Genomic DNA, 11413 nt, shown 5'->3' with positions numbered 1-11413 from the left:
GCTAAATGCGCGACGCGAAGTGCGCGGAATGTCGAAACAGCATCTTCACCCATAGGGTGAACCCGGCATGAGGGCGGAACCCAAGCGCAGCATGGATCCGACCGGGCGAGCTCACGGAATCAGGTATTGAGCTTCATGGCGGTGGTGGAGTATATGACCCCAATTCAAGCAATGTCATATCTCTGCGGCCCGGTGAAGTTCTTCCGTGGCCAGAACCTATCTCTCTCGACGCTGAAACCACGCTCAAGATTCGCGTGGTGGAAGCTCTGCTGGGCAGTGAGCCCATCACGGATATCTGGTGGGGCAGCACCAGTGTCAGTAACTATCTAAACATCTACAACACGTTCTTTGAAGGCGTCTATGCGTCCCTGAGTGTCCAGACTAGGCTCAAGGGCTACCTGGAGTTGATTGACTTCGGGTGGGCGAACGGTACCTCGACCATGGCGCTGAACTTTGGGCGATTGAACGAGGCGTTGGCTGCCAAGCACACAAGTAATCCTGAAGCTGCCTTGGTCGATCTCGCTGAGTTGCTCAAGTTCAAGGGGCAGGTCTTCGTCGAAGGTGGTTGGACGGAAGGACAGAATTCGTTGCGGTCCTGGTTGACTGATGCACAGGGTGATCCGGTGTTACGCGACAGGCTTGCCGCAGCAGGAATTTTTCTGGGCACGGCTGTCGTCGGAGGAAGCGCGGAGACCGTGGGTACAACGTCCGGCGATGTGCTGGTTAGTCGAGGCACGCTTTCAACCGACCGCGAGGCACTTAGGGGCGGTGGAGGAGACGATACCCTATTGGGCGGTATGGGTAGCGACGTGCTGAGTGGTGATGCAGGCAACGATATCCTGAGCGGGGGTGACGGCGCAGATACGCTCGATGGTGGTCAGGGTAACGATCGACTTTATGGCGGCCTTGGTTCGGACAATCTCAGCGGCGGCGATGGCGACGACGAACATTTCGGCGACGAAGGAAACGACTCACTGATGGGCGGCGCGGGCCGAGATGTACTGCATGGTGGCGAGGGTAACGATTCGTTGCAAGGCGGGGATGGTGACGATCGACTGGATGGTGGTGCCGGCAACGACTATATGGCGGGAAACGCCGGCAACGATATCTACGCGTTTGGTCGTAAGTCGGGACATGACACCATCAACAACTACGACAACGTAGCGGGACGCAAAGATGTTCTGCAGATGGCGACGGGGATTGCACCATCGGACCTGAAGGTCTGGCGCAGCGGCGATGATCTCTGCCTGCAGGTCCTCGGTGCCGAAGACCGCGTCGATATCCAGTACTACTTCCGCAACGACGGCTACAGCGATTATCGGCTGGAAGAAATCCGTTTCGCCGACGGAACGGTGTGGGACATCGAGAGGCGGTCAAGGCCATGGTTCTCGTCGCCGGTAACGGTAACGACGACATCTACGGCTACGAGACCGACGACGTCATAACCGGTAGCGCTGACAACGACTGGCTGGTGGGTCGCGGCGGCAACGATACGCTCTCCGGTGGTGCCGGTGCCGACAGCCTCAGCGGCGACGACGGCAACGACACGCTTTCCGGCGATGAGGGCGAAGACGTACTTTCGGGCGGCTCTGGCAACGACGTGCTGAAAGGCGGTGCCGACGACGATCGTCTGGCCGGCGACAACGGCGACGATCGCCTCGAAGGCGGTACGGGCAACGACTACCTGACGGGCGGTGCCGGCAACGACACCTACGTGTTCGCACGGGGCGACGGCCGCGACACCATCTACAACAACGATTCTGACGCAGGCCGCATCGACAGCCTCGAGTTCGCGGCGGGGATCGGGGCGGCCGACGTGGTGGCCACCCGCATCGGGGACGATCTGTCGCTGCAGATCAGCGGCAGCGACGATCGCGTCTACGTGCAGCAGTATTTCCGCGACGATGCGGCAGGCGCCTTCCGTCTGGATGCGATCCGCTTCGCCGACGGCACCGTATGGGACGTCGACGCCGTGAAAGCTCTGGTCCAGGTGAGCACCGACGGCAACGACACTCTCGTGGGCTACGTCGGGAACGACACGCTTTCGGGCGGCCTGGGCGACGACAGTCTTGCCGGAGGCGATGGCGACGATGTGCTGTCCGGCGGGGCCGGTGCCGATTTCCTCGACGGTGGCAATGGCGTCGATACGCTGGCCGGCGACGACGGCAACGACACGTTGACGGGCGGGGCGGGCAACGACCATCTGCTCGGCGGCGCTGGCCTCGATGCGTTGTACGGCGGCGACGGCGACGACGTGATCGATGGCGGCGCCGACCGCGACTGGCTTTCCGGCGAGGCCGGCGACGACCAGCTCGCCGGTGGCGACGGCGACGACGAGATCCGCGGCGGCGACGGCACCGACAGCCTGACGGGCGGGACCGGCGACGATCTCCTGTATGGCGGTGCGGACGCGGACCGCTACGTGTTCGCCCGTGGCGACGGAAAGGACCGGATCTCGGACCTGCAGGGGCTGAACACCCTGGCCCTGGATGGATTGCCGGTCACCGACGTGCGCATGCGTCGCGACGGCACCACCCTGGTCATCCGTTTCGCGAGCAGCTCTGGCGACGAGGTTCGCTTCGAGCAGTTCTTCGATGGAGCGACGGGGCTGGCGACGGCGTCGCTGGCCATCGATACGGGATCGCTGTGGTCGCTTTCCCCGCAGGACATCGATGCGCAGGTGTTGTTGGGCACGTCGGTCGACGACACCATTTTCGGCAACGCACTGGGCAATACCATCGATGGCCTGGACGGGCAGGACATCGTCCGCGCGGGCGAGGGCGACGACATCGTCGATGGCGGCGAAGGCGGCGACCAGCTCTTCGGCGAAGGCGGCAACGACCAGCTCGTCGGCGGTGCGGGCGACGACCTGCTTGATGGCGGCGCGGGGGCGGATACCCTGGATGGCGGCGATGGCGCCGACCACCTGTCCGGCGGCGCGGACAACGACGTGCTGCGCGGCGGCGCCGACGGTGACGTACTCGATGGCGGCACGGGCCAGGACCAGATGGTCGGTGGCAGCGGCGACGACATCTATCTCGTGGACGATGCCGGCGACACGGTGACCGAGGCGGCGAGCGAGGGCCGGGACACGATACGGAGCACGGTGGGCTACACCCTGTCGGCCAACGTCGAACGATTGGAGCTGGCGGGAGTGGCCTCGGTCGATGGCACCGGCAATACGCTCGACAACGAGCTGGTCGGCAATAGTGGCGCCAACCGCCTCGAAGGCCTGGATGGCGATGACATGCTGCAGGGCAACGACGGCAACGACACCCTGGTCGGCGGTGCCGGCAACGACCAGTTGGACGGCGGCCGCGGCATCGACCAACTGATCGGCGGCGCCGGCGATGACACCTACGCGGTCGATGCGGAGGGCGACGTCATCGTCGAGCTGGCCGGCGAGGGCTTCGACGTCGTCAATGCGTCCAGCAGCTATGCGCTCTCGGAACACATCGAAAAGCTCGTCCTGGTGGAAGGCAGCGACGCCTGGCAGGGTACGGGCAACAGTGGCGACAACACCATTCTGGGCAACACCGCCTCCAATCGCCTGGACGGTGGAGCGGGAGCCGACGTGCTGGTCGGCGGCCTGGGCGACGACACCTACGTGGTTGACAACGTGGGCGACCAGGTCGTGGAGGCCGCCTGCGAAGGCGAGGACACGGTCGAGTCGAGCATCGACCATGTGCTGGGCGCCACGCTGGAAAACCTCACCCTGCTGGGCACCACCAACCTCGATGGCACGGGTAACGACCAGGACAACGTGCTGGTCGGCAACGCCGGCAACAACCGTCTGGAGGGCGGCCAGGGCGCCGACTCGCTCTACGGCGGGCTGGGCGACGACTACTTCATCGAGGAGTCGAGCGACGACTGGGTCTACGAGAACGCCGACGAGGGGCTCGATACGGTCGAGCGCCGCTACGAGACCAATCTTGTGCTCAAGGACAACGTCGAGAACCTGATCCTGGCCGATGGCGTCGCGACCGGCAACGGCAACGACCTGGACAATCGGGTCACCGGCAATGCCGGCGACAACTCGCTCGGCGGCTGGGACGGCGACGATACGCTGCAGGGCCTGGACGGCAACGATGCGCTGTTCGGCGGCAACGGCAGCGACACGCTGGTCGGCGGGGCCGGCGACGACTACCTCGATGGCGGCACCGGCGTGGACCATCTCGAGGGCGGCGCCGGCAGCGACAACTACATCGTCGACGACAGCCATGACACCGTGGTCGAGACGGCGAACGCCGGCACCGACCAGGTGCAGGCATCCGCTTCGTACGTGCTGTCGGCCCACGTCGAGAACCTGTTCCTGACCGGCAGCGCGGACATCGACGGTACCGGCAACGACCTGGACAACTACCTCGCCGGCAACGGCGGAGCCAACCGGATCGACGGCGGCGGTGGCGACGACACGATGGTTGCCGGTGGTGGTGACGACCTGCTGATCGGCGGCACCGGCGATGACAAGTACGTCTTCGACGCCAGTTCGGGCAGCGACGTGATCGACAACGCCGACGGCGGCTTCGACGGCGTGTTCTTCACCGGCGGCATCACCCGCGAACGCATTTCGTTCGGTCGCGATGGCGACGATCTGCTGATCTTCGTCGACGCCGGGACGACGCCTGCGGTGCGCGTGACCAACCACTTCCTCGGTGGCGATGCGGCCATCGACTACGTGCAGCCGGACGGCGGCAACTACCTCACCACGGCCCAGATCAACCAGATCGTGGCCGGCGGCGGCAGCGGCGGGCAGTACGACCAGGTGATCGAGGGCACCGCGGCCGGCGAGCAGTTGGTGGGCAGCGCCGGCAAGGACTTGATCAAGGGGCTTGCCGGGGACGACCAGTTGTTCGGCCTGGCTGGGGACGACACGCTGCAGGGCGGCGATGGCGACGACTATCTGGCCGGAGGGGACGGCAGCGGCACCGGCTCGGGCGCGGATCGCCTGGAGGGCGGTGCAGGCAATGACACCCTGAGCGGCGAGGATGGCATCAATACCCTGATCGGTGGAATGGGCGACGACAGCTACGTCTACGGCGGCGGGCAGGACACCATCGACAACACCGAGGGTGGCTACGACGGCGTGTTCTTCAACGACGGCATCACCGCGTCGCAATTGGTCTTCAGCCGCGATGGCGACGATCTCGTGATCACGGTGGATGGCGATGCCAGCCGTACAGTGCGTGTCACCCACCATTTCCTGGGTGGCGACTACGCGATCGACTACGTGCAGCCGGCCAGCGGTTCGATGCTCGATACCGCTGCGATCAATGCCTTGGTGGGCGGCGGCAGCGGCGGTCCCGGCACGCCGGGAGAGCCCGGCAATGACAGTGACTACACCACCATCGTTGACGGCACCGCCGCCGGGGAACAGTTGCTCGGCACGAACGGACGCGACCTCATCCACGGGCTGGGCGGTGACGACACCCTCTTCGGCTTCGGTGGCGACGACAAGTTCGTCGGTGGTGATGGCGACGACTACCTGTCCGGCGGCAACGGCTCGTTCAGTGGCTCGGGCAACGACATCCTGATCGGCGGGGCCGGTGTCGACACCCTGGTGGGCGAGGACGGCAACGACCTGCTCCTTGGTGGTGCCGGCGACGACAAGTACGTCTGGCAGGCCGGGTCCGGCAGCGACGTGATCGACAACACCGGTGGCGGCACCGACTGGCTGTTCTTCAACGGCGTCGACCGCACCCGGCTGAGCTTCCACCAGAGCGGAGACGATCTGATCATCCTGGTGGATGGCGATACGGCCCAGCAGGTGCGTGTGCAGAATCACTTCCTCGGTGGCGATCTTGCCATCAGCTATGTGCAGCCCAGCGACGGCTACGCGATCCCGGCCGCGAATTTTGCCGACCTGCTGACGCCGCTGCCTGCCCAATTCGCGTCCACCGCTACCCCGATGTCTCTCATGGCGGGCGAATCGGTCGCGCCGATGGAAACGTTGGATGCCATGAGCTGGACCAACTCTCACCTGGCCCGTTTTTCCAGCATCGACGGCCATCGTCAGCGACGTGCTGGCCAGGGAGCCCGGGCGTCCGGGCAGCTTATGATCGACGAGATGCCGGAAAGCACGTCGATGGCCAGGGAGGGAGCTATCGGCATGGGGCTTCAGGCGCAGCAGCTGATCGAGGCGATGTCCCGCTTCCATCCTGCCTCCGCGGAGACAACGATGCTTCATCAGGATGCGGACTGGCCCGGTGCAATGCTGGTGACGAATTCGGCTCATCCATTGAGGGAGCTACCCAAAGTAGCCATGTTGTAGGCGGTCAAGCGCGGACTGGCATGGGTGACTGGCGGCTCGTTCAATCGAAGCGAGCCGCTTTAACCGGACAAGGAAACCCCGTCTCGTGCGGGGTTTCCTTGCAAGCGTGATGGCAGCCTCCGCGACACGCAGATGTCGGGCGGAACGCGTGGCATGCATCAGCCTCATGGCCGATTGGATTTAGGCCTCACAAGCAGATCAATGAATTATGCGATTAGCTGCGGAACTTGGGGGCACGGCCGGCTGTGCGCCCATGTCGACACGGCCGCCCGCCACTACGGCGAGCACGGCCAGTATGTGCCGGTGGCGCCGCGCTGAGGCGCGGCACGGTCAGTTCCCCGGCTTCCCCGCCGGACAATCGCCGAAATGCGGCTCCGGCCCACCGTCGGCGATGAAGCGGTCGATGCGCTGCTCCAGCACCGGCAGCGGCACCGAGCCGAGCTGCAGCACGGTGTCGTGGAAGGCGCGCAGGTCGAACTTCTCGCCCAGCGCCTGCTCGGCCTTGCGGCGCAGCTCGAGGATTTTCAGGTAACCGATCTCGTAGGACAGCGCCTGCCCCGGCCAGCTGATGTAGCGGTCGACCTCGTTGGCGATCTCCCGATCCGACAGCGCGGTGTTCTGCGTCAGGTAGTCGATCGCCTGCTGCCGCGTCCAGCCGTCGTGGTGGATGCCGGTGTCCACCACCAGCCGGGCCGCGCGCCACATCTGGTAGGTGAGGTAGCCGAAGCGCTCGTAGGGCGTGCGGTAGATGCCCATCTCGTTGCCGAGGTATTCGGCATACAGCCCCCAGCCCTCGCCGTAGGCGGAGATGTAACTGTTGCGGCGGAACGCCGGCTGGCCGCGCTGCTCGGCGGCCAGCGCCAGTTGCAGCGCGTGGCCGGGCGCCGATTCGTGCAGGGTCAGCGCCGGCATGTTGTAGAGCGGGCGCGAGGCCAGGTCGTAGGTGTTGACCAGGTAGGCGTCGGCGCCGCCGCGGCCGGAGGTGTAGTACGGCGCGATGTCCGCCGGCACCGGCACGATGGCGAAGCGCTGGCGCGGCAGCCGGCCGAAGAACCTGCCGAGCTGGCCGTCCACCTGCTTGGCCACCCATGCGGTGCGCATCAGCAGTTCGTCCGGTGTTTTGGCGTAGAACTGCGGGTCGCTGCGCAGGAAGTGCAGGAACGCGGGGAAACTGCCCTTGAAGCCGGTCTCGCGCATCGTCTGCAGCATCTGCGCGTGGATCTTCGCCACCTGCTCCAGGCCCACCTGGTGCACCGCCTGCGGATCGAGGTCGAGCGTGGTGTATTCGCGGATCTGCTGGCGATAGAACGCCTTGCCGTCCGGCAGCGCCTCGGCGGCCAGGGTGGTGCGCGCCTGCGGCACGTATTCGTGGCGGAAGAAGTCGAGCAGGCGCTGGTAGGCCGGAATCACGTCGTCGCGCACGCGCCGCAGCGCCTCGCCCTGCAGCGACTGCACCTGGTCCGCGTCAAAGCTGTCCGGCAGGTGCCTGAACGGCGCGTAGAAGCTGCTTTCGGTGGGATCGGCGAGGTTGGCCACCGCGGCGATCGACACGTCGCGCCCGTCCAGCACCGCGCGCGGCACGCTGAAGCCGCGCTTGAGCCCCTCGCGCATGTTGGCGATCTGCTGGTCGAAGTAGGCGGGAATCTGGCCGAGGCGGTCGAGATAGCGCTGGTAGTCGGCGGCGCTGCGCAGGCGATCGCCGTGCAGCTGGTAGCCGATGTCGCCCCAGAACGAGGAATCGCTGTTGAACGGCATCTGCCAGGTCTTGAACTGCTGGGCGGCGAGCAGGTTGGCGATCTGCGCGCGGTACACCGCGTAGTTCACCCGCGCCGCCGGCGAGAGCGCGGACACGTCGATATCGTCGAGCTGGCGCAGCACCTGCTTCCACTTGTCCCGCCGCGCCTGCTGCGAGGCGGGGTCCACCGTGTCCAGACGGCCCTCGCCCGGCTGCGCCTCGCCCGAGCTGCTGATGCCGCTCTGCCCGGTGCGCCAGGCCCACTCGTGCGAGTAGATGGCATGGAAGCGTGCATCGGCGTCGGTGGCCGATGCACCGGCGGAAGCGCTGGCGGCCAGGCCCAGGACGGCGGTCAGCAGGCCGCCCAGCAGGTACTTCATCGACACGGTCCCTCCGCAGGATCAGACGGACATCTTCGCAGAGATTGCGCGCAATGCCAGCGTCAATCCTTGCCCGCGTAGTAGGCCGCATGGCCGCGAGGTAGGCGTCGAGGTTGATCGCCGGCCGCTCGATGAAATGCTCGCCGGTGTCGGCGACGGCGTCGATGCGGTCCGGGCGGAAATTGCGGAAGTCCGTGCGCAGCCGGCACCAGCTGAAACTTCGTGGTCCCAGTTCAGCGCCGTACACCACAGCACGTCCTCGGCGGTGAAGCTCTCGCCGAACAGGTACGGATCCTGCGCGAGCTCCTCGAACAGGGGGCCGCGTCGGCCCGGATCAGGCGCCAGGTATGTCCACGACCGATTGCGACAGCGTCCGCCCCCGGTCGGTGCGGGCGCGCAGACGATAGCGGCCCGGCCGCAGATACAGCCTGGTGCTGCTGGTCGGCTTCAGGAAGGCGTAGATGTCGGCCGGCGTGGCCTGGTCCGACTCGCCGATGTAGTGTGCGTCGACCACGCACGGGATCTGCTCGCGGCACAGTCGGGTGTCGATCGGATACGGTCGACGCTGGCCGTCCAGGCCGAGCCACGCCGGACGCTGCATCTCGTTGAAGGCGACGAAGGCCTGGGTGGCCATCTGCACGCCGTTGCTCAGGATGCGGTAGCGGCCGTGCACGGGATCGTCCACTTCCTGCGCGCCCAGTGCCTTGAGCGTGAGCGAGCGCGGCGAGATCACGCTGATGTCGTAGAGCTTCGGCGCTGCCGACCAGGGGCGCCCGCTGGCCTTGTCGACCAGCACCTCGGGGTCGTCGGACGGAAAGCGGGCGGTCAGCCGATGGTAGTCGTCATCAGCGTTCCATTCCGCCTCGAGGAACTGTGCCTGGTCGATCGACAACGGGTCGAGTCCGGTCAGCCGCGCCAGGATCATGGCCATCGGCCGGACCTGGCCGAGCCGGCCGACCGCCTTGTCGACGTGGGCATAGCCTGCCGCCACCACGAGGCGGGCCCGGGGGTCCTTGGCGAACACGCGGTCGACCAGGTTGCGTGCCTGGCCCGCTTCGCGCGCCTGCGTGTTGCCGCCGGCCGCATCGTCGTCGTAGGACACCAGCACGAAGCCGAGCCGCAGGCCCTCGCGCACGATCTCGCCATACAGCGGCTCCTGCAGATACTCGGTGCCGTTGCGGCGCACCGGATAGCCGCGCTTGATGAGGTGCGGATCGTCGCCCAGCGCCTCGATCGCCAGGTGGGTGAAGCCCAGCGCCCGCAGGCGCGGCAGCAGCCGCAGGGTGAGCGCGCGGGTCTGCGCGTTGTGGTGCACCTCGTTGATCATCACGATGCGGCGGTCCGCCGCCTGCCGGGCGATCACGTCCAGCGCGGGCTCGGCCCGCCAGTGGCGCGGATCGGGAAGTTCCAGCCCCGGCACCGGGCTCATCTGCAACGGGAACACCAGCACCGCGCGGCTGTACTGGCCCAGCTCGGCCAGCGCAAAGGCGCTCATCTGCGCGGCGAGGCCCTGGTTCGCCGGGGATAGCCGCGGGCTGATCTTCTGCAGGTACAGATAACGGTCCAGCGGATCCGGGCGCTTGCTGAGCGCTTGAAACATGCGCACCGCCGCCTGGTCGTACGACTGCGCGCGGGCGGGCGCGGCAGCCAGCAGCATCGCACTGCAGAAAACGGCGCGAAGGAACCTGGTGGACATGGCATCGACCGGGGATGCGGACGCTGACGGCAGTGTGCGCGCGACGGGCGCTCCCCTCAAATGGCCCGAAAGTCCCGGGCGCCTCCGCCCCCGGCGCGCCCGATCGGCCGCGTCGGCTGGCGCGTGCCGGACGCGCACGGGACAATACCGCTCCTTTTGTGCCACGGAGATGCCATGAAGCCCGTCTCGCTGATCCAGTTCCTGATCGAGGAACGCCGCGCCGGCCACATCAACGCCGAGCTGTCGCTGCTGATCGAGGTGGTGGCGCGCGCCTGCAAGCGCATCGGCGTGGCGACCCACAAGGGCGCGCTGGGCGGCGTGCTGGGCATGGCCGCGGCCGAAGGCGATGCGGCCAGCATCAACGTGCAGGGCGAGGCGCAGAAGAAGCTCGACGTAATCTCCAACGAGATCCTGCTCGAAGCCAACGCCTGGGGCGGCCACCTGGCGGCGTGCGCGTCGGAGGAGATGGAAGACCCGCAGCCGATCCCCGACATGTATCCCAAGGGCAACCACCTGCTGCTGTTCGATCCGCTGGACGGCAGCTCCAACATCGACGTGAACATCTCGGTCGGCACGATCTTCTCGGTACTGCGCTGCCCGGACGGCGTGACCGAGCCGAAGGCCGAACACTTCCTGCAGCCGGGCACCGGGCAGCTGGCCGCCGGCTACGTGGTGTACGGGCCGGCCACGGTGATGGTGCTGACCTTCGGCCACGGCACCCACGAGTTCACGCTGGACCGCGAGGTGGGCAGCTTCGTGCTGAGCCGGCGCGGCATCCGCATTCCCGAGGAAACCGCCGAGTTCGCCATCAACATGTCCAACCAGCGCCACTGGGAGGCGCCGATGCAGCGCTACGTGGGCGAGCTGCTGGCCGGCACCGACGGTCCGCGCGGCAAGGATTTCAACATGCGCTGGGTCGCCTCGATGGTGGCCGACGTGCACCGCATCATCACCCGCGGCGGGGTGTTCTTCTATCCACTGGACGCCAAGATCCAGGCCCAGGGCGGCAAGCTGCGGCTGATGTACGAGGCCAACCCGATGGCCTTCATCGTCGAGCAGGCCGGCGGCGCGGCGACCACCGGGCGGGCGCGCATCCTGGAACTGCAGCCCACCGCCCTGCACCAGCGCGTGCCGGTGTTCCTCGGTTCCCGCGAGGAAGTGGAACGGGCCACCCACTACCACCGCGAGGCCGACGGCCTGCGCGGCTGACCGCATCGCACGGGTGCGTCGCAGGGATTTGCGAAGCGCCCGCGCCATGGCTTGCAGCACTTGGAGCCGTGCCCCGGGCGCTGCTAGGTTCGGGAGCTTCCCCGCACCGAAGTGAGCCGCCG

General features: G+C 66.7%; 5 protein-coding genes and 1 pseudogene. 3 read left to right on the top strand and 3 right to left on the bottom strand.

Translation table 11 applies throughout. The features are described from left to right. The first annotated feature begins 257 nt into the window (after positions 1 to 257). Positions 258 to 1445, top strand: coding sequence for a calcium-binding protein (locus ACO2Q2_RS16295; protein ID WP_423257290.1), 1188 nt, complete (start codon positions 258 to 260; stop codon positions 1443 to 1445). Further along, a complete protein-coding gene (locus ACO2Q2_RS16290; RefSeq protein ID WP_423257288.1) occupies positions 1382 to 6271 on the top strand; it encodes a calcium-binding protein in 4890 nt (1629 codons plus the stop codon). The genes ACO2Q2_RS16295 and ACO2Q2_RS16290 overlap by 64 nt, the downstream gene beginning before the upstream one ends. A gap of 330 nt (positions 6272 to 6601) precedes the next feature. Here ACO2Q2_RS16290 and ACO2Q2_RS16285 read toward each other — a convergent pair whose 3' ends face one another. From ACO2Q2_RS16285 to ACO2Q2_RS16275, 3 genes and pseudogenes are all read right to left on the bottom strand, one after another. Then, the gene (locus ACO2Q2_RS16285) at positions 6602 to 8386 is read right to left on the bottom strand and encodes a DUF885 domain-containing protein (protein WP_423257292.1); all 1785 of its coding nucleotides are present in this window, start codon (positions 8384 to 8386) and stop codon (positions 6602 to 6604) included. A gap of 100 nt (positions 8387 to 8486) precedes the next feature. Beyond that, positions 8487 to 8633 (bottom strand): annotated as a pseudogene (locus tag ACO2Q2_RS16280) (WYL domain-containing protein); the annotation flags it as partial. An 87-nt stretch (positions 8634 to 8720) separates the two neighbouring features. Next, complete coding sequence (locus tag ACO2Q2_RS16275; RefSeq protein ID WP_423257286.1) at positions 8721 to 10082, bottom strand: hypothetical protein; 1362 nt, start codon at positions 10080 to 10082, stop codon at positions 8721 to 8723. 174 nt (positions 10083 to 10256) lie between these two features. Between ACO2Q2_RS16275 and ACO2Q2_RS16270 the strand changes: the two genes are divergently transcribed. Then, positions 10257 to 11291 carry a class 1 fructose-bisphosphatase gene (locus ACO2Q2_RS16270; RefSeq protein WP_423257284.1) on the top strand — a complete coding sequence of 345 codons (1035 nt, stop codon included), beginning with the start codon at positions 10257 to 10259 and terminating at the stop codon, positions 11289 to 11291. Positions 11292 to 11413 lie beyond the last annotated feature (122 nt).

Origin of the sequence: Dyella sp. KRB-257 (assembly GCF_049445995.1) — a bacterium.
In the GTDB taxonomy this organism is placed as follows: domain Bacteria; phylum Pseudomonadota; class Gammaproteobacteria; order Xanthomonadales; family Rhodanobacteraceae; genus Dyella_A.
This window is presented reverse-complemented; position numbering and strand designations above follow the sequence as displayed.

What these genes read in the sequence shown, in the direction of transcription:
- ACO2Q2_RS16290 (WP_423257288.1), top strand. Translation starts at nt 1,382, where the DNA reads ATGGTTCTCGTCGCCGGTAACGGTAACGACGACATCTACGGCTACGAG.
- ACO2Q2_RS16285 (WP_423257292.1), bottom strand. Translation starts at nt 8,386, where the DNA reads ATGAAGTACCTGCTGGGCGGCCTGCTGACCGCCGTCCTGGGCCTGGCC.
- ACO2Q2_RS16275 (WP_423257286.1), bottom strand. Translation starts at nt 10,082, where the DNA reads ATGTCCACCAGGTTCCTTCGCGCCGTTTTCTGCAGTGCGATGCTGCTG.
- ACO2Q2_RS16270 (WP_423257284.1), top strand. Translation starts at nt 10,257, where the DNA reads ATGAAGCCCGTCTCGCTGATCCAGTTCCTGATCGAGGAACGCCGCGCC.